The organism is Conchiformibius kuhniae DSM 17694 (genome assembly GCF_000428785.1).
GTDB lineage: Bacteria > Pseudomonadota > Gammaproteobacteria > Burkholderiales > Neisseriaceae > Conchiformibius > Conchiformibius kuhniae.
In genome coordinates this window covers 285607-308204 of the sequence record NZ_AUAP01000002.1, presented here as the reverse complement: position 1 = coordinate 308204, position 22598 = coordinate 285607, and the positions used below count along the sequence as shown (strand labels likewise).

The following is a 22598-nucleotide window of genomic DNA, read 5'->3' as shown; positions in this document are numbered from 1 at the left end:
CGGCGAATTAGCTCAGTCGGTTAGAGCAGAGGAATCATAATCCTTGTGTCCGGGGTTCGAGTCCCTGATTCGCCACCATCACGCTTGGGGGTATAGCTCAGTTGGTAGAGCGCTTGCATGGCATGCAAGAGGTCAGCGGTTCGATTCCGCTTACCTCCACCAAACCCAAAACCGCACCCGTTTGATTGGTGCGGTTTTTTCTTGCTTGCAAAGCTGTTATAACCTTTGCTTCTATTCCATATCCGCACAAAATCTTTCCGCCGCCGCGCCGTTTGCCGTAGCATCGCGTTTTTCATCATCTCCACAGGAAAACAGCACATGGCACGTCTGACCGTCCACACCGCCCAAACCGCCCCCGAAGCCGCCCGCGCCCGCGTGGAAGCCGCGCAACAGGCCAACGGCTTTCTGCCCAACCTCATCGGCGTACTCGCCAACTCGCCCGAAGCCTTGGCGTTTTATCAGGAAGTGGGCAAACTCAACGGCAACACCAGCTTGAGCGCGGGCGAGCGCGAAGTAGTGCAAATCATTGCCGCCAAACGCAATGCCTGCGCCTTTTGCGTGGCGGGACACACCAAATTGGCAACTTTGAAAAAACTGTTGTCGGAACAAAACATCAATGCTTCCCGCGCGGTGGACGCATCGGCGTTTGACGATGCCAAATTGTCCGCGTTGGCGGAATTTACCGTTGCCGTGATTGCCGACAAGGGCGCGGTGTCCGATGCCGCTTTGCAGGCGTTTTTTGACGCGGGTTACAGCCAGCAGCAGGCGGTGGAAGTGGTTTTGGGCGTGGCATTGGCAACTTTGTGCAATTACACCAATAATTTGGCGCAAACCGAAATCAATCCCGAATTGCAAGCCTTTGCTTGATGCGTAGGGTGCGCCCCGCGCACCGTTTCCCCAAACACACACATTTCCCAACCCGATGCGGTGCGCACGGCGCACCCTGCATTTTCAAGGAAAAAGGAACGCCGCCATGCCCCACACCCTGAACCAAGCCGTTGCCGCCCTCGTGCGCGACACCCTCGCCCCGCTCGCCGAACGCATTGACCGCGAAGGGCTGTATCCCGAAACCTTTATGCGCGAACTGGGCGCGGCGGGCGGCTATGCCTGTGTCGGCACGGCGGACGAAGGCGGCAACGGCTTGGGCTTGGCGGCGCAAATCGGCGTGATTCGCGAAATCGGCAAAACCTGCGGCGCGACCGCGTTTTCGGTGTGGTGTCAGGCAGCCTGCGCGTGGTATCTGCACCAAACGCCGAACGCGCCCGTGCGCCAACGCTATTTGGCAGACGTGTTGCGCGGCAAAGTATTGGCGGGAACGGGTATGTCCAACACCGTCAAACACTTGGCGGACATTGAAGCCCACAATCTGCAAGCCGAAGCGGTGGACGGCGGCTGGCGCGTAAACGGCGTGTTGCCGTGGGTGTCCAATCTCGGCGACAGCCACATTTGGGCGAACACCGCGCAAACCGCCGACGGCTATGTGATGTTCATCACCGGCGCACAGCGCGAAGGCGTGTCGCTCAAGCCCTGCCCCGAATTTTGCGCTTTGGAAGGCACGCGCACCTTCGCGCTGAAGTTTGACAATGTGTTCGTGCCGCAGGAAGACGTGTTGGCAACACCGCAACAGTTTGACGATTATATAAAATCCATCAAAGCGGGCTTTATCCTGCTGCAAATCGGCATCGGCGCGGGCATTATTGACGGCTGCCTGAACGACATCCGTTTGGCGGACGTGGGCGGCGGCGAGCTGAATTTTTACTTGGACAACGGCGCGGACGAATTGCAAACCCGTTTGGACGCGCTCGCCGCGAAAACGCTGGCGCTGGCGGACGCGGCGTGGCGCGGCGAAGCCAATTTGTTGGAAACCTTGCAAACCCGTTTGGGCGCATCGGAATTGTGTTTGGCGGCTGCCGAATCCGCCGCGCTGCACGCGGGCGCGAAAGGCTATCTGATGGGCAGCCCCGTGCAACGCCGCCGCCGCGAAGCGATGTTTGTCGCCATCGTAACGCCGTCAATCAAACATTTGAAAAAAGAAATCAGCGAGTTGGAATTTATCGGCGAGTTTTCTATTTAAAACCGAAAACTCAAACCAACGTAGCTTGGGTTGGAGCGCAGCGCAAACCCAACCATTTCTGTGAAATCAAAATTTAATGTTGGGTTTTCAACCCAACCTACTTCTGCTGTTAATGAAAACAACATGACCGTCCTATCCGTCCGCACCCTGTCGCTCGGCTACCGCGAAGCCGCCCACACCAAAACCATTTTGCGCGATTTCTCGCTGGACATCGGCGCGGGCGAATTGGTCTGCCTGCTCGGGCCGAGCGGCGTGGGCAAATCCTCGCTGCTGCGCGTGCTGGCGGGGCTGAACCGTCCGCTTCAGGGCGAAGTGTCGCTGTTCGGCGATGCGCTCACCCGTCCGCACCCGCGCGTGGGGCTGATGTTCCAAACCGCCGCGCTGCTGCCCTGGCTGAACGTGCGCGACAATGTGTCCTTTGGTTTGGACTTTAAAAAACAGCCGCATATCGGCAAAGACGAAGCGGCGGAGCGCGTGAAAACCGCGCTGCACGAAGTCGGGCTGGCACACGCCGCCGACAAATTTCCCGCCGAGCTTTCCGGCGGCATGGCACAACGTGCGGCGTTGGCGCGGGCGTTGGTGCGCCGTCCGCAGGTGCTGCTGCTGGACGAGCCGTTTTCCGCGCTGGACGCGGTCATCCGAATGCAAATGCAGGATATGCTGCGCCAAATCGTCAGCCACCACCAAACCGCCGCCGTGATGGTTACCCACGATATTGACGAAGCCTTGCTGGTTGCCGACCGCATTGTTTTGGTGGGGCGCATGCCCGGACGGATTTTGGGGCAATGGCAGCCGCAAGCCGAATTTCCGCGCCATAACAAATTATTGGAAATGAACGCGATGCGCGGCGAGATTTTGCAGGCCTTGTATTTGGCGCAGCAATATACCGCGCAAACGCAGACGGTGGAGTTTGTGATTTAATGAATGCCCTGCCCGACCGCGCACAAGGCGCATTGCTCGGCTTGGCTTGCGGCGATGCCGTCGGCGCGGCGGTGGAATTCTACCCGCGCCACCGTTTTACGCCCTTAAACGATATGAGGGGCGGCGGCGTGTTCCGCTTGCAGCGCGGGCAATGGACGGACGACACCTCAATGGCATTGTGTTTGGCGGAAAGCCTGTTGTTTTGTCGGGGCTTTGATGCCGCAGACCAAATGACACGCTATTGCCGTTGGGCGCAGGAAGGACACCATTCCAGCAAAAACAAAGCCTTCGGCATCGGCAAACAAACCCTTGCCGCACTGCTGGCGTTCAAACAATCGGGCAAGCCCGATGCGGGCAGCCGCGACAGCCGTCATTCCGGCAACGGCTCGCTGATGCGTTTGGCGCCCGTCGTCCTGTTTTACCACGACCACCCCGATTTGGCGGATTATGCCGAACGCAGTTCGCGCACCACCCACGCCTCGCCCGAATGCGTCCACGCCTGCCGTTATTTTGCCTGCGTGTTGCAACGCGCCCTGCACGGTTGCAACAAAGTACAATTATTTGATTTTGAATACACCGACACCCTGCCCGACGATTTGGCAGCCGTCGTGCGCGGCAGTTTCCGCACCAAAACCGCAGACGACATCAAAGCATCGGGCTATGTGGTGGAAAGTTTGGAAGCGGCATTGTGGGCGTTTTGGCACAGCCACGATTTTCGCAGCGCAGTGCTGGCAGCCGCCAATTTGGGCGACGATGCCGACACCGCCGCCGCCATCTGCGGACAACTGGCGGGCGCGTTTTACGGCATGCACAACATTCCCGCAAGCTGGTTGAATGATTTGTACCGCCGCGACGACATTGCCCGTTTTGCCGTTCAACTTATCAACCGCCACACTGCCTGAAATTTTCCCGAAAGCCCGCCCATGCACACCCGCCGCGATTTTTTAAAACTCTCCGCCCTGTTCGGCGCAAGCACCGCCCTGCCCCTGCTGCAAGCCTGTTCGCGCCGCGCCGCCGCCGCGCCCGATGCCCCGCTTACCATCGGCTACCTGCCCATTCTCGATGCCGCCCCGCTTTTGGTGGCGCACGGCTTGGGCTTGTTTGAACGGGCGGGCGTGGCAACGGTCAAACCTATTTTGTTCCGCTCGTGGGCGGGCTTGGTGGAAGCATTTTTGAGCGGACAAGTTAATTTGATACACGTTTTGTCGCCGATGAGCGTGTGGATGCGTTACGGCAGCCGCGCCCCCGTCCGCGCCCTGATGTGGAACCACACCTGCGGTTCCGCCCTCACCGTCCGTCCCGACGTGCGCGATGTGCGCGATTTGCAGGGGCAAACCGTTGCCATACCGTTTTGGTATGCCATTCATAATGTGATTGTCCAACAAATGTTGCGGCAGGCGGGTTTGCGCGTGGTGGAAAAAAATCCGCAGGCGGGCGAAGTGCGTTTGACCGTGATGCCGCCTTCGGACATGGTGGCGGCGTTGGCGGCGGGGACGATTGCCGGCTTTATCGTTGCCGAACCGTTTAACGCGCTGGCGGAAGCCAAAGGCGTGGGCAAAATCCTGCGTTTTAGCGGCGACATCTGGCGCGAACACGCCTGCTGCCTGACGATGATGCACGAACACAATATCCGAAACCGCCCCGAATGGGTGCAGCGCGTGATAGATTGCTTGGTTCAGGCAGCCGCGTGGACGAAAACCCACCGCGCCGAAGCCGCCGCGCTGCTGGCGAAACAGGGCATGCAAAAATACACCCCGCACGATGCCGAAGTGTTACGCGCCGTGTTGCAGCCCGAACCTGTGGTGTGGGCGAAATACGAGCGGGACGGCGCAATACGCCACCGCAATTGGCAGCAGCAACGCATTGATTTTCAGCCTTATCCGTTTCCGTCTTACAGCGAATTGCTGATTCAACTGCTGAAAGAAACCCATTTGGCGGGCGTGAACACCTTTTTGCAGGAACTGAATCCCGCCGAAGCCGCGAAAGAATTGTTTGACAGCCGTTTTGTGGAACAGGCTTTGCAACAGCACGGTTTGATGCGGACTTTCGGGCTGGACGCGTTTACGCGGCAGGAAACGTTTGCTTTGTAATCTGAAAATCAACGTAATACAAAAAATATGCCGTCATTCCCGCGCAGGCGGGAATCCAAATGACAACCCGACAAACATCGGGAAAACATTGGCAAAAATCAAAACCGGATTCCCGCCTGCGCGGGAATGACGGTGCAGTGGCTTGTCCGTTCCATCACCGCACGCGCCAAGCTGCCTGAAACCACTCAAGAGAGAACCATCATGATGAAATCCAAACATTATCTGCACGGTGGCGCGGGTTTGCTGCTGCTGTTGGCGGCGTGGCAACTGGGCGCGTGGCTGCTGGCGCAAACCCTGCCGCTCGCCAATCTGCTTGCGCCCGCCGCCGCACTGGGCAGCCTGAACACTCTGATTGCAGACGGCACTTTGTGGCCGCATATTTGGGCGAGTTTGCAAAGGGTGGCAGTGGGGCTGCTGTGCGCACTGGCGGCGGGCGTGCCGCTCGGTTTCGCGCTGGGTTTGTCGCCGCGCGCGGAGCAGACGCTCAATCCGCCGTTTCAGTTTTTACGCATGATTTCGCCTTTGTCGTGGATGCCGGTGGCGGTGATGCTGTTCGGTATCGGCGATGCGCCCGTGTATTTTCTGTTGGCGTTTGCGGCGGTGTGGCCGTTGATGCTGAACACGGCTTCGGGCGTGCGCCACATCAACGCGCAATGGCTGGAATTGGGGCGTTCGCTGTCGGCAACGAAATCGGAAATGCTGTTGAAAATCATGCTGCCTGCGGTGGTGGGCGATATTCTGAACGGGCTGCGGCTGGCGATTGGCATTGTGTGGGTGGTGCTGGTACCGTGCGAGATGCTGGGCGTAAACGAGGGCTTGGGCTACTTTATTTTGGATACGCGCGACCGTTTGGCGTATTCGGAGCTGATGGCGGCGATTGTGCTGATTGGCATCATCGGCTGGGGCTTGGACGCGGCGGCACGGGCGTTGGGGAGATGGTGGCGGCACGGCTAGGGCGTGTCATCATTTAAATTTTCTACTGAAAATCAGTGCAATACAAAAAATCCGTCATTCCCGCAAATGCGGGAATCCACCTCCCGATGCTGGTCAAGCCATGTTTTATCAAGGTTTGTCGTGCTTGGACTTGGATTCCCGCGAATATATGAAAAACAAACCACATCAAATATAATAGCCGCTTTACCACAGACACGGCACCACGACCATGCAAAGAGCCAACATTCTGCTTGCCCTGACGCAAGACGGCGCGGCAACAACCATAGCGGCATACCTGCTCGCCTCACTGTTTTTCAAATGGGTCATCTCATGGGGCGGCGCACAAATCTTGGCAGCATCCAAAATGGCAGCGTGGCTGTGCGACTTTTGGGGGCAAGCCGACAATCCGGAACAGATACGCCTGTGCGCCCTGATATTGTGGATACTGGCAAGCGTGTGGGCGCTACTGTGGCTGCTGTATCTGATATTAAAATCATAAAAATCAAAAAACAGGAAATAATGATGAAATTTATTGACGAGGCCAAAATAGACGTGGCGGGCGGGCGCGGCGGCAACGGCGCAGTGAGCTTCCGCCGCGAAAAATTCGTTCCGCGCGGCGGGCCGGACGGCGGCGACGGCGGGCGCGGCGGCAGCGTGTATGCGGTTGCCGATGAAAACGTCAACACTTTGGTGGAATACCGTTTCGTCAAACGCTATCAGGCGAAAAACGGCGAAAAAGGACACGGTTCCGACCGCTACGGCGCGGGCGCGGACGATATTGAATTGAAAATGCCGGTCGGCACGCTGATACGCGATGCCGACACCGGCGAAACCGTTGCCGATTTGACCGCACACGGCCAGCGCGTGTGTTTGGCGCGCGGCGGACGCGGCGGCATGGGCAATATCCATTTCAAATCATCGGTAAACCGCGCCCCCAAACAAGCCACGCCGGGAGAAGAGGGCGAAGCGCGTACCCTGTTGTTGGAATTGAAAGTGTTGGCGGACGTGGGCTTGCTCGGCATGCCGAATGCGGGCAAATCTACCCTGATTCGTGCCGTGTCCGCCGCCCGCCCGAAAGTGGCGGATTATCCGTTTACCACCTTGCATCCGAATTTGGGCGTGGTGCGCTTGGACGACAACCGCAGCTTTGTGATGGCGGATATTCCGGGTTTGATTGAAGGCGCGGCGGAGGGCGCGGGCTTGGGACACCGTTTCCTGCGCCATTTGTCGCGCACGGGCTTGCTGCTTCATGTGGTTGATTTGGCACCGTTTGACGACAATGCCGACCCCGCCGCCGATGCGTTGGCGATTGTGGCGGAGTTGGAAAAATACAGCGAGGAATTGGGCGGCAAACCGCGCTGGCTGGTGTTGAACAAATTGGATATGTTGAGCGAAGCCGAAGCCGCCGAACGCAAAGCCCGTTTTTTGGCGGCAACAGGTTGGACGTTTCCCGAAGCGGACGACCGTTTTGATTTTGATATGGATACGCCGCGCCTGTTTGAAATCAGCGCCTTGAGCCATCAGGGAACGCAGGAATTGGTGCATTGCATCAGCCGTTATCTGGACGAAGTAAAACGCCGCGCCGCGCTTGACGCCGCCGCCGCAACGCCGCCGCCCGCCGCCAGCGATACCGACACATCTGTTTTGCAGGCAGCAGCATAACCATACAAACACACCGTCATTCCCGTCTGCACGGAAATGACGGTGTGGTGTTTTTTCCGTCAATTGATGACCCGCCCCCAAGCGCACGGGAACAGGGCGCGGTTTATTTGCGCCTTGCCATCTGCCACACCAGCAGCAGCAAAGTCAGGGCGATGCGCTGTTTCCGTTGCGTGGGCAGCGCGGACAAGGCGCGGTTCAGGGGCGAACGGCGCACGGCGGCGGCACGTTGCGCCAGCCGTGCCAACCGCGCTGCCCGTTGCAGCGTATTGTCAGACTGCGGCGGCGGTGGCGGAACGGTATCAATGCGGCGGCGCAATTGGCTGCACCGCGCTTCAAGGTCTTGACGGTTCATCGTTGGCTAATCCTTGTGTTGTTCGGGCGGTAAAATTTCAACATCGTGGCTGTCGGGGCGCAGATGCCGTTGCAGCAGGTGAAAATCATCGCGCATGGCGGCAAGCGTGTGCGCGGTTTGCGCCCGACACTGCCGCCACAAAACGGGGACACGGCGCAACACCAGCCCCGCCGCCAATGCGGCAAACAGCGCAATCCCGCCAAACACCCACGCCTTCGCCTGCGGCGGCAGCAACACATACGCCACCACCAACACCGACACCAGTGCCAGCATCAGCAACAGCGCCGCCGCCAACACCAGCGCGGCGATTTTCGCCGCCTGCGCCAACTGCACGCCCATGTCCAAACGCAACAATTGCAAACGCAGCAACAACAATTCCCCGCCGTGCGCCAACAGGGTTTTGGTGCGCCGCCAGTCGTGTCGCAAACCCATGTGTCAGCCGCCCTCCGGCAAAGTGCCTTGCGGTTCTTGTTTCCATGCAAAATCAAATGTCATCGCGAATCCGTCCTTCCGGTGGTGATTGTGTGTGCGGAATCCGCAAAATGGGGACAAAGGCGCGTTTTTCAAGCACGGATAGGGGCATACCCCGATTTCACAACGGCGTTGCGCCCGTTTTTTCGGCAATATAGGCGCGAATGAAGCGATACAGCGCATCGGCGGCAACAGAAAACGAACGGTGGCGGCGGCGGTACAGATAAAAACTGCGCTCCACCTGCGGCTTGTAAAGCGGCTTCATCGTCAAACCGTGCCGGCGCACCCAATCTGCCGCGTACGGCATGCAAAAACTCACCCCCAAGCCCGCCCGCACCATGCCCAAAGCAGTGGACAAAAAATTCACGCGGTAAGCGGGGTGGCGCACGATTTGCGCCGCCTGCTCGGGCAGCGCCGAAGCCAAACGGTCGGTAAACGGACTGTTCAGCGCAATCAGCGTCTGCCCCGCCAAATCGTGCCAACACACCTTGCGCCGTCTTGCCAAAGGGTGGCTCGGCGGCAGCACCAAATAAAACGGCAGCGCAAACAAATGCTCCGACTCCGTATCGCTGCCGTGCGTGCGCTCGGGCCCGATGCCGAAATCCGCCTCATTGCCCTGCACCCGCCGCAACACCTGCTCCACATCGCAATCGAGCAGATTCACACGGATGTCGGGGCAACGGCTGCGGAATGCCGCCAGCAAATCGGGCAGCGCCGAAGCCGCCAACTGCTGCGACACCGCGATTTTCACCTGCCCCTGATAACGGCTTTTCAAATTGTGCAGCTCCAAATCCAGCATGTCCAGCTCGTGCAAAATCCGTTGCGCCTGCGGCAGCAGCACCTCGCCCGCCGCCGACAAATGCAATTGGCGCGTGGTACGGTCAAACAGGCGCACCCCCAAATTGTGTTCCAGCTCCTTAATCAGCCCGCTCAACGCCGATTGGGTCAAACACAAAGTATCCGCAGCACGGGTAAAGCTGCCGCAGTCGGCAACGGTGATAAACGCCTTCAACTGGCGCAGGGTAATGTTCACAAACCGCCCCCATTTATCGGCTAATCAGATAAATCAATCATAAAAAACTGATTGTCTCACAAATAGCCCCTCCTTTACCATCTTGAACACAGGATTTTTCCACCCGACCAACCACACGGAGACTTCGATGGCCGATTTGTTTGAAAACCCGATGGGCTTGTGCGGATTCGAATTTGTCGAATTTGCCTCACCCGAGCCGAATGTTTTGGAGCCCCTGTTTGAAAAAATGGGCTTTACCTTGGTGGCGGTACATCGCTCCAAAGACGTCCTGCTCTACCGTCAGGGCGACATCAATTTCATCGTCAACCGCGAACCGCGCAGCCACGCCGCCTATTTCGCCGCCGAACACGGCGCCGCCGCCTGCGGCATGGCGTTCCGCGTGCGCGATGCCCACCAAGCCTACGCCCGCGCCCTCACACTGGGCGCACAACCGATGGAAATGCCCACTTCCGTGATGGAACTGCGCCTGCCCGCCATCAAAGGCATCGGCGGCGCCCCCCTGTATCTGATTGACCGCTTTGAAGACGGCAAATCCATCTACGACATCGATTTTGAATTTCTGCCCGATGTCGAACGCCGCCCCGAAGGCTTCGGTCTGAAAGTGGTCGACCACCTCACCCACAACGTCTATCGCGGACGCATGGACTACTGGGCGGGGTTTTACGAAAAATTGTTCAACTTCAAAGAAATCCGCTATTTCGACATCAAAGGCGAATACACGGGGCTCACCAGCCGCGCCATGACCGCACCGGACGGCTTAATCCGCATCCCCCTCAACGAAGAAGCCAAACAAGGCGGCGGACAAATCGAAGAATACCTGATGCAGTTCGGCGGCGAAGGCATTCAGCACATCGCCCTGCTCAGCGACGACTTGCCCGCCACCATCGACCGGCTCCGCGCCGCCGGCATTCCCCTGATGACCGCCCCGAAAGACACCTACTACGAAATGCTCGAAGAACGCCTGCCCGGACACGGCGAACCCGTTGCCCAACTGCAATCGCGGGGCATCTTGCTGGACGGCACCACCGAAGGCGGCGAACCGCGCCTGCTGTTGCAGATTTTCTCGCAAACCGTCTTGGGGCCCGTATTCTTTGAATTTATCCAACGCAAAGGCGACTACAAAGACGGCTTCGGCGAAGGCAACTTCAAAGCCCTGTTCGAATCACTCGAGCGCGACCAAATCCGGCGCGGCGCATTGGCTGCGGCATAAACACACAAGCGGGACGCACCGTCCCGCCGCCCGACAGGACACACCATCATGGCGCAAGCACCCTACCTTTCCGACATCATTGACGAACGCCCCTTGGGCAAACGCCAATACCTGATTTTGACCATATGCGGGATTTTGATGGTGCTGGACGGCTTTGACGTACAGTCGGTCAGCTACGCCGCACCGGCGATTTTGCAGGATTGGCAAATTGAAAAAGCCGAATTGGGCGCGGTATTCGGCTCGGGCTTGGGCGGACTGTTGGCAGGTTCGCTGGTATGCGGCTACTTTTCCGACCGCTTCGGACGCCGTCCCGTCCTGCTGTGGAGCACCCTGTTTTTTGCCGTGTGCATGATGGCGACCGCCTTGGTGCAAAATGTCGGACAACTGCTGGTATTGCGCTTCATCACCGGCTTGGGCTTGGGCGCGATTATGCCCAACGCCATGGCACTGTGCGGCGAAATCACCCCCAAAAAACAACGCATCTCCGTCATGATGCTGATTTCCTGCGGCTTTACGGTCGGGGCGATGCTCGGCGGCTTTCTGGCGGCGGTGCTGATACCGCGTTTCGGCTGGCAATCGGTGTTTTGGCTCGGCGGCGTGCTGCCCCTGCTGCTGCTGGGGGTGATGTACCGCCACATGCCCGAATCCCTGCAATATCTGGCACTGAAAAACCCGCAAGACCCGCGCATCCGCCGTCTGCTGGACGGATTTTATCCCGCCCAAGCCCTGCCCGACACCTTCCGCACCCCGCCCGCACAAGGCGGCACGCCCGTCAAAGCCCTGTTTCAAAACGGGCGCGGCGCATTCACCCTCACCATTTGGGTCATCAGCCTGATGAACATGATTGGGCTGTACTTCCTGTCCAACTGGCTGCCCACCCTCGCCAAACAAACCGGCATGTCCCTGCAAACGGCGGTATTGGTGGGCGCAACCTTGCAACTGGGCGGCACCTTCGGCACCGTGCTGATGGGACGCGCCATCGACAAAAACGGCTTTCACCGGATATTGGTGCCGTGCTTTGCGGTGGCGGCGGGCGCGATTGCCCTGCTCGGCGGCATGAACGGCCCGATGGCGGTATTTTTTGCCGTCGTCTTCGTCATCGGCTTCACCGTCATCGGCGGACAACCCGCCATCAACGCCATGGCGGCGGATTACTACCCCACCGAATACCGCACCACAGGCGTGGGCTGGAGCTTGGGCATCGGACGCATCGGCTCGGTCATCGGGCCCGTATTGGGCGGCTGGCTGATGCAAAGCGGCAACTTGAGCATGCAGCAACTGTTTTACTTCGTTGCCCTGCCCTCCCTCGTCATCATCGGCATTCTGCTGCTGCAGCACATGCTCGGCATTGCCAAACACTGATTTTCCACACAACAACAGGAGCTTGATTATGAGTCTGACACAAGGCGTACACCACGTTGCCTACCGTTGCAAAGACGCCAAAGAAACGGTCGAGTGGTACCAAAAACATCTGGACATGGGCTTTGTGCTTGCCATCGGCGAAGACAAAGTGCCTTCCACCGGCGAGCCCGACCCCTACATGCACATCTTTTTGGACGCGGGCGGCGGCAACATTCTGGCGTTTTTCGAGCTGCCGACCAAGCCCGAAATGGGGCGCGACCCCAACACACCCGTATGGACGCAGCACATCGCCTTCAAAGTCGCCGACATGGACACCCTGCACGCCACCAAACAACGGCTGGAAAACGCCGGCATCAGCGTCATCGGGCCGGTCAACCACACCCTGTTCCACTCCATCTACTTTTTCGACCCGAGCGGACACCGCATCGAGCTGGCATGCGACATCACCACCGAAAAAATGCAACGCGCCCTCGATGCCGTAAAATGGGACATGCTCAACGAATGGGCGCAAACCAAACGCGCCCCGCAACACGCCCGTTGGGTACACGACGGCACCGAACCGCCCGAAGTGTAACGCACCCAAACGGATTCGGACGGGGCACGCCCCCGCCCGAATCACCGCTTATTTTACCGCCGCAAAAGGAATTTCGATGAAACTTGCCACCCTCAAACAAGGCGGACGGGACGGACGGCTCGCCGTGGTCAGCCGCGACCTTACCCGCTACACCCTGCCCGACATCACCACCCTGCAAGCCGCTTTGGACGACTGGGAACACTGCGCCCCCGTTTTGCAAACCTGCTACGAACGCTTGAACGCCGACCCCGCGCACGGCAGCCCCTTCGACCCCGCACAGTGCCACTCCCCCCTTCCCCGCGCCTACCAATGGGCAGACGGCTCTGCCTACCTGAACCACGTCGAGCTGGTACGCAAAGCCCGCAACGCCGAAGTACCCGCCTCCTTTTACGATGACCCCCTGATGTATCAGGGTGGCTCCGACAGCTTCATCGGCCCCCGCGACGACATCTTGGCACAAACCGAATGGGGCATCGATTTTGAAGCCGAAGTCGCCGTTATCAGCAGCGACCTGAAACAGGGCGCGACCCCCGAACAGGCAGCAAGCGCCATCAGGCTGATTATGCTGGTTAATGACGTCTCCTTACGCAATCTGATTCCCGCCGAGCTGGCAAAAGGCTTCGGCTTTTTCCAAAGCAAGCCCGCCAGCGCGTTCAGCCCCGTTGCCCTTACCCCCGATGAGCTGGGCAGCGCGTGGCGCGACAACAAAGTGCATCTGCCCCTGCGCGTCAGCCTCAACGGCAAACTGTTCGGCAACCCGAACGCGGGGCAGGACATGACTTTTGATTTTGCCCGTTTGCTCGCCCACGTTTGCAAAACCCGCGATGCCGCCGCCGGCACGATTGTCGGCTCGGGTACGGTATCGAACAAGCAAGACAGCCTGTACGGCTCTTCGGTGGCAAACGGCGGGGCAGGCTATTGCTGTTTGGCGGAAGTGCGGATGTACGAAACCATCGAAACCGGTGCGCCGCAAACGCCGTTTTTGCAGCACGGCGATACCGTTTCCATCGAAATGCGCGATGAAGCGGGCAACAATCTGTTCGGAACCATCATCAACCGCGTCAATACGCAATAACACACACGGGCGTGCATCGTGATATGATGGCACGCCCCTTATCCAAACAGGAGAACACACCATGAACGAAACCTTGTTGCAAATGAAGCCGCGTGAAGCCGTGCCGGTTGCCGGTCTGATTGTCGCGGTCATGGGCATCACCATGATTGGCTTGGGCTGGGTGCCGCATTTGTCGATTATTTTGGTGATGTGCGCCCTGCTGGTGTACGGACGTTGGCGCAAACAGCCCTTCCAAGCCATGCAAACGGCGATGGCAAACGGTGTGGTGTCGGGCATCGGCGCGATTTACCTGTTTTTCTTTATCGGGCTGCTGGTGGCGGCACTGATGATGTCGGGGGCGATTCCCACGCTGATGTATTACGGCTTCGGGCTGATTTCACCGCAATTTTTTTATTTGTCGGCATTTGTGCTGTGTTCGGTCATCGGCATTTCGCTGGGAAGCGGTTTCACCACCTGCGCCACGGCGGGTGTGGCGTTTATGGGCATGGCGGAAGCCTTTGACGCCAATCCGGCGATTGTGGCGGGCGCGGTGGTGTCGGGCGCATTGTTCGGCGACAAAATGTCGCCCCTGTCGGACACGACAGGCATTGCCGCTTCCATTGTCGGCATCGACCTGTTCGAACACATCCGCAACATGATGTACACCACCGTGCCCGCATGGCTGCTCACCGCGCTGCTGCTGTGGCTGCTGACGGGCAATGTGGCGAATGCGGATTTGGCAGACATCGCCGCCATGCGCCAAAAGCTGCTCGATAGCGGCTTGGTACACGGCTACGCGCTGATTCCCTTCGTGCTGCTGCTGGTATTGGCGGTACGCAAAGTAAATGCGGTGTACACCATCATCGCCACCATCGCCGCCGCCGTGGCGGTAACCTATCTGCACAGCAGCCCGTCTTTGGCACAGGTGGGCGGCTGGTTTTTCGGCGGCTACAAATTGCCCGAAGGCGTGGACTTGGGCGCGGTGGGCAAATTGGTTTCACGCGGCGGCATGGAAAGCATGTTTTTCACCCAAACCATCGTGATTTTGGCATTGAGCTTGGGCGGACTGCTGCACGGCTTGGGCATTCTGCCCGCGCTGCTGGCGGGCATCGCCCACCTGCTCACCAATGCCGGACGCGCCACCGCCACCGCCGCCGCCACCGCGTTTGGCATCAACGTATTGATTGGCGAACAGTATTTGAGCCTGCTGCTGACCGGCAACACCTTCAAGCCGCTTTACGACAAACTCAAGCTGCACCCGCGCAACCTTGCCCGCACCATCGAAGACTCCGGCACCGTCATCAACCCGCTCGTGCCGTGGAGCGTGTACGGCGCATTCTTGCCGGGCATTTTGGGTGTTGCCGTGCTTGACTACGTACCGTATGCCTTTTTCTGCTACCTCAGCCTGCTGCTGACACTGGTTTACGGCTTTACCGGACTGACCATCAGCAAAATGCCCGACAACAAGGAACCGCAATGAAGCTGTACACCTATTTCCGCAGCTCCGCCGCCTACCGCGTCCGCATCGCCCTAAACCTGAAAAACCTGCCCCACGATGCCGCGTTCGTGCATCTGCTGCGCGGCGGCGGCGAGCAGAAACACCCCGACTACGCCGCCGTCAATCCGCAAAAGCTCGTTCCCGCCCTGACGGACGGCACCTGCACCCTCACCCAATCGCTCGCCATCATCGAGTATTTGGAAGAAACCCGCCCACAACCGCCACTGCTGCCCGCCGCCGCGCCCGAACGGGCACGGGTACGCGCCCTGTCGCAACTGATTGCCTGCGACATCCACCCGCTCAACAACTTGCGCGTGATGCAGTATCTGGCGGCACACTTCGGCGCGGACGATGCCCGAAAAAACGCTTGGTACGCGCATTGGATTGGCGAAGGCTTCGCCGCACTCGAGCAAATGCTGCAATCGCCGCACACGGGGCGTTTTTGCCATGGCGACACCCCCACACTGGCAGACTGCTGCTTGGTGCCGCAGGTGTACAACGCCCGCCGCTTCGGCTGCGACTTGTCGGCATACCCGGCCATCGTCCGCATCGATGCCGAATGCGCGCGCTTGCCCGCCTTTGCCGATGCCGCACCCGAACACCAGCCCGATGCCGCTTAAAGCGTGTCATTCATTCCCGTGAATGCGTGAATCCACTGCCCGATGCTGGGCGTGCTTGGACTCGGATTCCCGCATTCGCAGGAATAACGGCGCCGCGTTTTTGCAGTGAAAAGCAAAACAGCCCGAAACGGCAACAACCGTTTCGGGCTGAATTCATCAAAAAACCATCAATTTACTGCTGCTTTTTCGCGCCGAACGCCCCGCCGATGTTTTGTCCGGTATCGCGGAACACACCCGCCATTTCCGCAGCGTCCGCGCCGTAAAACGCGCCTTTGACCTCAACAGCACTTTTGTCTTTGCTGCTGAAATGGCTGCCTTGAATGTCTGCGGAAAATCTCACCGTGTTCGCGCCCGACAGCGTACCGTTCACCGTTTTATTAAAGAAATTCACAGTAAACTCCGAATCGGCATCGACTTTTTTATTTCCACCACCAAAGTTAAACATCAGCCCGCGCCCGCGATAAGTCAAGTTGTCGCGCGTAGTGGGCAGCGAAGTGCTGACATTGCCTTGTGCAAAAAAATAAGCCTTATTATCGTCCAAACCCGGCATTTTGCTCACACGACCATAGCGGGCATGTTCCAAATGCTTACTGATATTGGCAATCCAACCACCGTGATGCGGATTGCCTTCCCACCAACGGTAGAAATCCCCGTCATCATCTGGCTGTGCTTTCGTAACCAATTGTATCTCTTGCCCGTTGATGCGGGCGACTTCAAACGGCTTGTCGGTGGTGCCGATTTTGCCCCAATATGTTTGAAGTTGCTTGTTTTTCGACTCAAAACCGACATAATGCCCCGCAGTTTGTGCCAAAGGCTTGTTTTCATCGCGCACAACGGCATTGCCCGATGTCGCCGATGACGATGCACCCGAACCGCCGCCGTGTACATTGGGGGCGCGGGAAGTATGGTTGCCGCTACTGCTGCTGCCCGAACTACATGCGGCAAGCAAAAATGCAGCCGCAATGGCGGTCAGGATTGGATTGGATTGGATTGGATTGGATTGGATTGGATTGGCGTTTCATCGCTACGCTCCTGATGGTTGAAAATCTTGACAACACAAATGCTTACATAGCGCAAGCACCGTGAAAGACAATGTTATCGCATTTTCATCACGCTGTAAAGCCTTTATTCGGTCTGCCGCCCCGTTAAAAACCAATAAATTGACAAAAAAATGCACATAATATAAAATCAAAATTCCATATTTTTATATAAAAATATCATGCTGTCCCGTCTACCGTCTACCGTCTACCGTCTACCGTCTACCGTCTGGGAATTGTTTTCAATCAATTTTTCCATAACCGCCATACCGATAACATCGATTTGACCCAATTGGCACATCTGCTGCAAACTTATTGTACGCTTCCCAACATACAAACCATTATCCAAACCGATATTCTCCCGTCCTCAAGTCTGCTGAATGCCCTTGCCGCACGTTCTTACTTTCACGGCAACGGCTTTCTCAAAATTGTTCTTTTGGAACATCGCTGCTACAAATTAAGATTGCACATTTGGTTTCCCAACGCCATATGTGAAGAAAACATTCACAATCACTGTTGGCACTTTGCTTCCCACATCTTGTACGGCGCACTGAAAACCGAGCTTTGGCAAGATGTCAAGCACGACACGCCCTGCCCGCATGCCGTGCAAATGTTTGACGAATACCGCTATCTTGCCAAAACCCCAAACAGCCCGCCCACCATTAAAAATCTTGGTCAAACACAATTGTTCAAACAACAAGACATCACACACCACGCAGGCGAAAGCTATACGATGCCTTGCAACCAATTGCACCGAATCAACAAAACATCAGGCAATATGGTTGCCACCATCATGTGTACCGTGCCGGTCAGAAAGCACAACCGTCTGTTTCCGAACGGAAAATCCCCCGAAATTGTGCCTACTTATTTGTCTGCACCGGAATTGGCGCTTTATTTGCAGCGTTTTTTATCCCATGTTCACACGCATCATGCTTAAGCAAAATTTATTACGCAATCTCGAGCAAAGCCGGCACATTCAAAAATGCCCTCCGGAACAGGCATGCCGCGAAACTGCTCGGGAACAACAAAGTTTGTCGAGATTACGGCAACAATGCCCGCAAAATCCCGCATTGTGTTTTTTGAACTTATATGACCGTTTGTTCCGTCATGTCAGTTTGCAATTGCTGGCTCAAGGTTATGTGCTGACCTCATACCAACCACACCAAACGCTGATTGCGATATGCACGCAATACGATGCTTGCGCCTCCGTGCGGCATACCGTGCAATACAGACACCGGCTGAAAAAAACACCCCTTGCCACCAACCACACCGACCCGCAGGAACATCAACCTGCTTGCTTGTGTTTGCACCGTTTGTTATCGGTTTTTTCCTCTTCTGATGCAGACGACTGCCAACTACTGCTTGATGCAACCCTTTACCATCCACAAACCACAGGAAACAAAACAATATGATTTATCTGACCGAAAACGGCTTCAAACGATTACAAAGCCTTTTGCAGAAAAAACAGGAAGAATACGACCAAGTACGGGCAGCCAGACAAGCGGCTTTCGAGCTTTCCGGAGACGGTTGGCACGATAATCCCGAATTTAACCGCCAACAACAAATGGAAGCCAGCTTGAATCATACGATTAAAGAATTGACCGACCGCTTGGCACAAGCACGTTTGGTCGTCATTACAGAAGGCGCAAGACCTGTTGGAGAGGTTGCCATCGGTTCGTGGGTTTCCATCAGCAGATGGAACGTTCGTGGCAATGAGCGCATTGACGAACAATGGGAAATTGTCGGTTTTGACGAAACCGATGCCGATTGCCGGCAAATTGCTTATAACGCTCCTTTGGCAAAAGCCATCATGGGCTTAAAAACAGGCGACCTGTCTGAGGAGCTGTCTTTAGGCAATCAAACATGGGAAATCGAAATCACCGCATTATCCAAAAACAAACCAAGCATTCATTCAAACTAAATGGTTTACATTGCGCTTGAAGGTTTAAAAGGTGCGGGCAAAACAACGGCAATCGAATATGTTTCTGCTGTTTTGAAGCAACGCCGAATCACGCCCGCCATACTCGCCCCTACCCGACCGATGCCCGATGATGTTTGGTGGGAACGGGCGTACGCCCATTTTGGCAGCGAAGACGCATTTCGCGAAGCCCTGTATGCGGCACGTTCCAATTACCATGCGTCAAAAATCAACCGGCATGCACCACTGATTTTGGGCGACCGCAGCATCATTACCAGTTTGGCAATACGATGGCATCAGGATGCAGACAAAGAACGGCGGATAAAGCATGTCCGTCAATCCGAATATCTGATCCCCATGCCCGATTGGGTAATTCAATTGGATGTATCTGATGAGGAGTTGTTGCGCAGGTATCACAGCAGAAACAGGTGCTATGGTACCGATGAGGAAAATCTGGCATCCATCAGACAAATACGCAGCAATTACTGCCAATTGCGGCATTATTTGACAACACAATCCGACAAGCCCCAATGGCAGGTTTTGGACTGCACCCATCACAGCCGTGATGAAACTGGACAGCAGCTTGCCGACATGGTTGTGCATATTTTGGCATCAACGCAATCGACCTCATCCGGTTGCGTTGAAGTTGGCATTTAGGGCGCATCATCAATTGATTCGAAAATCATTGCGCCGTCATTCCCACCTGTGCGGGCATGACGGCGTTTTTTATATTATACTGATTTAGGGCGCAATCTGCCGCACTGCCTCGTCCAAAGCCGCGTCCAACGCCGCCACCATCGCTTCATGCCCGTCCCCCTGCTGCACGGCAAATGCACGGAAATTGCGGCGGCTGCCGTCCGCGTATTGCGCGTAACCGCCGATTTCGGCACGTCCGTCAAAACGCCCTTGAAAACGGTCAAAATACACTTTTAAAACAGGCTGTTTTCCGTCCGCGTGCTGCTGCGGCAGATAATGCCCGCCGCCCAAACGGTTGAGTTTGTTTGCCAACGCCGTTGCCGCGCTGTCGGACAAAGGTTCCGCCCACAGGTTTTTTTGCGCGAAATGCACGGTGTGTTCGTCCATTTGGTACATCAGCCCGCGTCCGCGCAGTGCTTCCGCCAATTCCACTTTCACCGCCGTGCCGCCGTGTGCGGGCAGGCGCACGGTGCTGTCGGGAAGCCGGTAGTAACGGGTGGGCGCGGTGCTGCCGCAAGCGGCGAGCAGCGCGGCAAGGGAAACGGCAAAAAAAGTTCGCAACATCATCACGGGCTTTCAAAAAATCACTTTTGCCCGCCATCTTCGGGCAATGGTTGAACAATACAAAAATGGTAGCGTGTGTTTTGTCATCTGACTGAAAAAACTCTGTACCGTCATTCCCGCGTAGGCGGGAATCCACTGCCCGATGCTTGGCAAGCGATGTTTTTATCAAGGTTTGTTGTGCTTTGACTTGGATTCCCGCATTCGCGGGAATGACGGATTTTTTTATTACACTGATTTTCAACAATAATGACACACCCTAACGCCCGCCTTTCGGCACGGGGTCATCGCCGCCGCTTTGGAAAATCAAAGCGTTGGGCTGTTCTTTCAGGGTTTGGATAACGGGTTGCACGTCTTTGAGCGTGCGCTCGATGCCTTGCAAAGTCTGCTGCACATCGCGATAAACGGGCGATTCGGGCGACACGCCTTTGAGCGTTTGCCGCAATTCCTGCAAGGTGCGGTTCAACTCGGCGGGCATCTGCTGAATCGCCTTGCTGCCGACCAGTTTCCCCGCCGAGCCGATGGTTTTGTCGGCGGACTGCACGGCTTTGTCGGCGGACGCCATCACTTTTTGCGCCGATTTGAGCGTGGTTTGCAACTCGGCAAGATTGGCGTTGATGCCGCCCAAAGTCTGTTCAAGCGGCAGTTTTTCCAATTTCGCCAACAGTTTGCCGACCTGCGCCTGCAAAGCGTCCAAACCGCCGCCGTTGCGGGTGGCAATCACGGGATAGCCGTGATAGGCGGCGGCGGGGCGCAGCAATTCGTCCGCCGGTGCGGGCTTGTCGTCCAAGATAATCATTTTGCTGCCCAAAATCAGATTGTTGGACGCGATTTCCGCGCTCAGGCCGCGTTTGAAGGCTGCCTGAAGCTGCTGCTGCCAATATTCCTTGCTTTGGCGGGTGTCGCGGCTGCCGTTGCTTTCCATCAGATACGGCTCAAGGCGCAAGCGCACGGGAATGCGCCCGTTTTCAAACAGTTGCAGATTGTCGCCGTCTTCAAAATACGGTACGTCCGCCACCGTGCCGATTTTCAGCCCTTTGTATTCCACCGGTGCGCCCGCTTCCAAGCCGCGCACGGAATCCTTGAAAAAGGCGGTGTAATACAGGGTGCGCTCGCCCGGTTCGCGTTCCAATTCCTGACGGTTGTCGTAAATTTTAAATTCATCGCCGCTTTGGGCGGGTTTTTGTCCGGCATCGCCGTATTTGGGGGTGTGGAAGGCAATCGCGCCCGACAGCAAGGCGCTCAAGGGCGGACTTTGCACGCTGATGCCGGTGCCGTCCGTGCGCACGCTGATGCCGTTGTCCAACCAAAACTGGCTGCCGTTGGTGAGCAGGCTTTCGTTGGGGCTGTTGATGAACACGGTGTAATGTACGGTTTGGTCTTGCGGGTGGAAATTGGCGGTTTCCACCGTGCCGACCACGTGGTTTTCATACAAAACGGGGCTGCCCACGCCAATCATGCGGCTGTTTTTGCCCGACAAATACACACGAATACCGCTTTGTCCGATGGCGGTAACGGGCGGCAGCTCGGACACGGTAAATTCGCTGGCTTTCTGACGGCTCTCGCCCGGCGAAAAGGCGATGTACGCGCCCGACACCAGCGTATTCAGCCCCGTAATGCCGTTTTGGTCGATGCGCGGTTTGACGATCCAAAATTGGGTGTCTTGGCGCATCAAATCTTCCACGTCTTTGTTCAGGCGGGCGGTGATTTCCACGCCGCTTTGGTCGGGGCGCAGGCGGATTTTGGTTACGCGCCCCACGTCCACGTTGAGAATGCGGATGGTGGTGTTATTGACTTCTATGCCTTCGGCGTTGTCCATCAGCAGGGTGATTTCGGGGCCTTTGCTGCGGACGTTTTGCGCCAGCAGCCATGCGCCGACAATCGCCGCCAGCAGGGGAATCAGCCATACGGTGGACACCAAAGTGGCGGTTTGGCGCACTTTGGCGGCGGGAAGTTCGTCTTGGGGTTTGTTCATAACTACTGATTTTTCAAATGGTTTTTATTTTTAGGCTGCCTGAAAACGGTTTTAGGTTTCGGGTTTGGGCAGAAATACGGACAACAGCAATGCCGTTACCGCGCCGAGTGCGGCAGGCAGACCGAAACAAAGCAATAAAAAAACGTCTATGCGCATCCTTACGTCAAACAATATACAAAATACACTGACCAATAAACACAATAAACTGCCTACCGTTACCGCGTGCCACCATGCACCCCACACCGCCGTTTTCAGGCAGCCGCGCCAATCGCGCCGCAAATTGCGTTTGCGTACCGACCGTTGTGTCAGCCATGATGCGGGCAAACCCAATATGGCACCCCACATCAGAAAAGACCGCAAGTACAAGTCGGCATTCCGTCCTTCCAACAACAACCACACCGGCAACCACAGCAGCAGTCCGGCTGTTGCGCCGCCAAACACCACAAACATCACGGTTGTGGCGTCATAAATATCCTGTTCGTCATCATCGGGGCGATGGTTTGTCGGTTCGGTTCTCATGATGGTTTCTCACGTTTTCAGGCTGCCTGAAAACGGAA

25 protein-coding genes and 2 tRNA genes are annotated in these 22598 nt (G+C 56.9%); 20 read left to right on the top strand and 7 right to left on the bottom strand.

The genetic code is table 11. The features are described from left to right. Position 1 precedes the first annotated feature (1 nt). The 10 genes from G392_RS0103830 to obgE all read left to right on the top strand — a co-directional run bounded on the left by G392_RS0103830 (position 2) and on the right by obgE (position 7680). Positions 2-78: transfer RNA gene (locus G392_RS0103830), tRNA-Met, on the top strand. A gap of 8 nt (positions 79-86) precedes the next feature. Continuing rightward, a tRNA-Ala gene (locus tag G392_RS0103825) sits at positions 87-162 on the top strand. Between the two features lie 156 nt (positions 163-318). Next, positions 319-867: a carboxymuconolactone decarboxylase family protein gene (locus tag G392_RS0103820; protein ID WP_027009162.1), complete on the top strand. Its 549-nt coding sequence runs from the start codon at positions 319-321 to the stop codon at positions 865-867. A gap of 106 nt (positions 868-973) precedes the next feature. After that, positions 974-2074, top strand: coding sequence for an acyl-CoA dehydrogenase family protein (locus tag G392_RS0103815; RefSeq protein ID WP_027009161.1), 1101 nt, complete (start codon positions 974-976; stop codon positions 2072-2074). Between the two features lie 123 nt (positions 2075-2197). Continuing rightward, on the top strand, positions 2198-2995 hold the full coding sequence (locus tag G392_RS0103810) for an ABC transporter ATP-binding protein (protein ID WP_027009160.1): 798 nt from the start codon (positions 2198-2200) through the stop codon (positions 2993-2995). Next, a complete protein-coding gene (locus tag G392_RS0103805) occupies positions 2995-3897 on the top strand; it encodes an ADP-ribosylglycohydrolase family protein (protein WP_027009159.1) in 903 nt (300 codons plus the stop codon). Before G392_RS0103810 ends, G392_RS0103805 begins: the two co-directional genes overlap by 1 nt. 21 nt (positions 3898-3918) lie before the next feature. Then, a complete protein-coding gene (locus G392_RS0103800; protein WP_027009158.1) occupies positions 3919-5085 on the top strand; it encodes an ABC transporter substrate-binding protein in 1167 nt (388 codons plus the stop codon). 204 nt (positions 5086-5289) lie between these two features. Beyond that, the gene (locus G392_RS0103795) at positions 5290-6039 is read left to right on the top strand and encodes an ABC transporter permease (RefSeq protein WP_027009157.1); all 750 of its coding nucleotides are present in this window, start codon (positions 5290-5292) and stop codon (positions 6037-6039) included. A 208-nt stretch (positions 6040-6247) separates the two neighbouring features. Then, positions 6248-6517, top strand: coding sequence for a hypothetical protein (locus G392_RS0103790; protein WP_084165911.1), 270 nt, complete (start codon positions 6248-6250; stop codon positions 6515-6517). A gap of 23 nt (positions 6518-6540) precedes the next feature. Continuing rightward, positions 6541-7680, top strand: coding sequence for a GTPase ObgE (gene obgE, locus G392_RS0103785; RefSeq protein WP_027009155.1), 1140 nt, complete (start codon positions 6541-6543; stop codon positions 7678-7680). A 103-nt stretch (positions 7681-7783) separates the two neighbouring features. On the opposite strand, the gene G392_RS0103780 is transcribed toward obgE, so the two are convergent. The 3 genes from G392_RS0103780 to G392_RS0103770 all read right to left on the bottom strand — a co-directional run bounded on the left by G392_RS0103780 (position 7784) and on the right by G392_RS0103770 (position 9536). After that, complete coding sequence (locus tag G392_RS0103780) at positions 7784-8032, bottom strand: hypothetical protein (protein ID WP_027009154.1); 249 nt, start codon at positions 8030-8032, stop codon at positions 7784-7786. Positions 8033-8038: 6 nt separating this feature from the next. Continuing rightward, complete coding sequence (locus G392_RS0103775; protein WP_027009153.1) at positions 8039-8464, bottom strand: hypothetical protein; 426 nt, start codon at positions 8462-8464, stop codon at positions 8039-8041. A gap of 160 nt (positions 8465-8624) precedes the next feature. Next, positions 8625-9536: a LysR family transcriptional regulator gene (locus tag G392_RS0103770; protein ID WP_027009152.1), complete on the bottom strand. Its 912-nt coding sequence runs from the start codon at positions 9534-9536 to the stop codon at positions 8625-8627. A 127-nt stretch (positions 9537-9663) separates the two neighbouring features. On the opposite strand from G392_RS0103770, the gene hppD reads away from it, so the two are divergent. The 6 genes from hppD (at position 9664) to maiA (ending at position 15854) form a co-directional block, all read left to right on the top strand. Further along, on the top strand, positions 9664-10746 hold the full coding sequence (hppD, locus tag G392_RS0103765; RefSeq protein WP_027009151.1) for a 4-hydroxyphenylpyruvate dioxygenase: 1083 nt from the start codon (positions 9664-9666) through the stop codon (positions 10744-10746). Between the two features lie 48 nt (positions 10747-10794). Next, positions 10795-12108, top strand: coding sequence for an MFS transporter (locus tag G392_RS0103760; RefSeq protein ID WP_027009150.1), 1314 nt, complete (start codon positions 10795-10797; stop codon positions 12106-12108). Between the two features lie 28 nt (positions 12109-12136). Then, positions 12137-12682 (top strand): VOC family protein, encoded by a 546-nt coding sequence (locus G392_RS0103755; RefSeq protein ID WP_027009149.1) that lies wholly within the window; start codon positions 12137-12139, stop codon positions 12680-12682. A 76-nt stretch (positions 12683-12758) separates the two neighbouring features. Beyond that, positions 12759-13757 (top strand): fumarylacetoacetate hydrolase family protein, encoded by a 999-nt coding sequence (locus tag G392_RS0103750; protein WP_027009148.1) that lies wholly within the window; start codon positions 12759-12761, stop codon positions 13755-13757. A 61-nt stretch (positions 13758-13818) separates the two neighbouring features. Next, entirely contained in the window at positions 13819-15216 is a 1398-nt protein-coding gene (gene nhaC / locus G392_RS0103745) for a Na+/H+ antiporter NhaC (RefSeq protein WP_027009147.1), read from the top strand. Continuing rightward, positions 15213-15854 carry a maleylacetoacetate isomerase gene (maiA, locus tag G392_RS0103740; RefSeq protein WP_027009146.1) on the top strand — a complete coding sequence of 214 codons (642 nt, stop codon included), beginning with the start codon at positions 15213-15215 and terminating at the stop codon, positions 15852-15854. Before nhaC ends, maiA begins: the two co-directional genes overlap by 4 nt. A gap of 172 nt (positions 15855-16026) precedes the next feature. Here maiA and G392_RS0103735 read toward each other — a convergent pair whose 3' ends face one another. Then, positions 16027-16803 (bottom strand): transferrin-binding protein-like solute binding protein, encoded by a 777-nt coding sequence (locus G392_RS0103735; RefSeq protein ID WP_027009145.1) that lies wholly within the window; start codon positions 16801-16803, stop codon positions 16027-16029. A gap of 371 nt (positions 16804-17174) precedes the next feature. On the opposite strand from G392_RS0103735, the gene G392_RS12045 reads away from it, so the two are divergent. The 4 genes from G392_RS12045 to G392_RS13230 are packed head-to-tail and all read left to right on the top strand — an operon-like array spanning position 17175 to position 19466. After that, a complete protein-coding gene (locus G392_RS12045; protein ID WP_051255554.1) occupies positions 17175-17828 on the top strand; it encodes a hypothetical protein in 654 nt (217 codons plus the stop codon). Continuing rightward, the gene (locus G392_RS0103725; protein WP_027009144.1) at positions 17821-18303 is read left to right on the top strand and encodes a hypothetical protein; all 483 of its coding nucleotides are present in this window, start codon (positions 17821-17823) and stop codon (positions 18301-18303) included. The genes G392_RS12045 and G392_RS0103725 overlap by 8 nt, the downstream gene beginning before the upstream one ends. Continuing rightward, a complete protein-coding gene (locus G392_RS0103720) occupies positions 18300-18812 on the top strand; it encodes a GreA/GreB family elongation factor (protein WP_027009143.1) in 513 nt (170 codons plus the stop codon). Before G392_RS0103725 ends, G392_RS0103720 begins: the two co-directional genes overlap by 4 nt. Further along, positions 18813-19466, top strand: coding sequence for a nucleoside/nucleotide kinase family protein (locus tag G392_RS13230; protein ID WP_084165909.1), 654 nt, complete (start codon positions 18813-18815; stop codon positions 19464-19466). Between the two features lie 84 nt (positions 19467-19550). Here the strand turns inward: G392_RS13230 and G392_RS0103710 are convergent, their stop codons facing one another. The 3 genes from G392_RS0103710 to G392_RS0103700 all read right to left on the bottom strand — a co-directional run bounded on the left by G392_RS0103710 (position 19551) and on the right by G392_RS0103700 (position 22560). Beyond that, complete coding sequence (locus tag G392_RS0103710) at positions 19551-20072, bottom strand: PqiC family protein (protein ID WP_051255553.1); 522 nt, start codon at positions 20070-20072, stop codon at positions 19551-19553. 253 nt (positions 20073-20325) lie between these two features. Beyond that, positions 20326-22041 (bottom strand): intermembrane transport protein PqiB, encoded by a 1716-nt coding sequence (pqiB, locus tag G392_RS0103705; RefSeq protein ID WP_027009140.1) that lies wholly within the window; start codon positions 22039-22041, stop codon positions 20326-20328. 51 nt (positions 22042-22092) lie between these two features. Further along, positions 22093-22560, bottom strand: a complete 468-nt coding sequence (locus tag G392_RS0103700) for a hypothetical protein (RefSeq protein ID WP_027009139.1) — start codon at positions 22558-22560, stop codon at positions 22093-22095. Between the last annotated feature and the right edge of the window lie 38 nt (positions 22561-22598).

Coding starts and splice junctions, on each gene's coding strand:
- G392_RS0103750 (WP_027009148.1), top strand. CDS start 12,759: ATGAAACTTGCCACCCTCAAACAAGGCGGACGGGACGGACGGCTCGCC.
- pqiB (WP_027009140.1), bottom strand. CDS start 22,041: ATGAACAAACCCCAAGACGAACTTCCCGCCGCCAAAGTGCGCCAAACC.
- G392_RS0103700 (WP_027009139.1), bottom strand. CDS start 22,560: ATGAGAACCGAACCGACAAACCATCGCCCCGATGATGACGAACAGGAT.
- G392_RS0103815 (WP_027009161.1), top strand. CDS start 974: ATGCCCCACACCCTGAACCAAGCCGTTGCCGCCCTCGTGCGCGACACC.
- G392_RS0103820 (WP_027009162.1), top strand. CDS start 319: ATGGCACGTCTGACCGTCCACACCGCCCAAACCGCCCCCGAAGCCGCC.
- G392_RS0103755 (WP_027009149.1), top strand. CDS start 12,137: ATGAGTCTGACACAAGGCGTACACCACGTTGCCTACCGTTGCAAAGAC.
- G392_RS13230 (WP_084165909.1), top strand. CDS start 18,813: ATGGTTTACATTGCGCTTGAAGGTTTAAAAGGTGCGGGCAAAACAACG.
- G392_RS0103805 (WP_027009159.1), top strand. CDS start 2,995: ATGAATGCCCTGCCCGACCGCGCACAAGGCGCATTGCTCGGCTTGGCT.
- G392_RS0103720 (WP_027009143.1), top strand. CDS start 18,300: ATGATTTATCTGACCGAAAACGGCTTCAAACGATTACAAAGCCTTTTG.
- maiA (WP_027009146.1), top strand. CDS start 15,213: ATGAAGCTGTACACCTATTTCCGCAGCTCCGCCGCCTACCGCGTCCGC.
- G392_RS0103795 (WP_027009157.1), top strand. CDS start 5,290: ATGAAATCCAAACATTATCTGCACGGTGGCGCGGGTTTGCTGCTGCTG.
- obgE (WP_027009155.1), top strand. CDS start 6,541: ATGAAATTTATTGACGAGGCCAAAATAGACGTGGCGGGCGGGCGCGGC.
- G392_RS0103780 (WP_027009154.1), bottom strand. CDS start 8,032: ATGAACCGTCAAGACCTTGAAGCGCGGTGCAGCCAATTGCGCCGCCGC.
- nhaC (WP_027009147.1), top strand. CDS start 13,819: ATGAACGAAACCTTGTTGCAAATGAAGCCGCGTGAAGCCGTGCCGGTT.
- G392_RS0103760 (WP_027009150.1), top strand. CDS start 10,795: ATGGCGCAAGCACCCTACCTTTCCGACATCATTGACGAACGCCCCTTG.
- G392_RS0103800 (WP_027009158.1), top strand. CDS start 3,919: ATGCACACCCGCCGCGATTTTTTAAAACTCTCCGCCCTGTTCGGCGCA.
- G392_RS0103790 (WP_084165911.1), top strand. CDS start 6,248: ATGCAAAGAGCCAACATTCTGCTTGCCCTGACGCAAGACGGCGCGGCA.
- G392_RS0103710 (WP_051255553.1), bottom strand. CDS start 20,072: ATGATGTTGCGAACTTTTTTTGCCGTTTCCCTTGCCGCGCTGCTCGCC.
- G392_RS0103775 (WP_027009153.1), bottom strand. CDS start 8,464: ATGGGTTTGCGACACGACTGGCGGCGCACCAAAACCCTGTTGGCGCAC.
- G392_RS0103725 (WP_027009144.1), top strand. CDS start 17,821: ATGCTTAAGCAAAATTTATTACGCAATCTCGAGCAAAGCCGGCACATT.
- hppD (WP_027009151.1), top strand. CDS start 9,664: ATGGCCGATTTGTTTGAAAACCCGATGGGCTTGTGCGGATTCGAATTT.
- G392_RS0103810 (WP_027009160.1), top strand. CDS start 2,198: ATGACCGTCCTATCCGTCCGCACCCTGTCGCTCGGCTACCGCGAAGCC.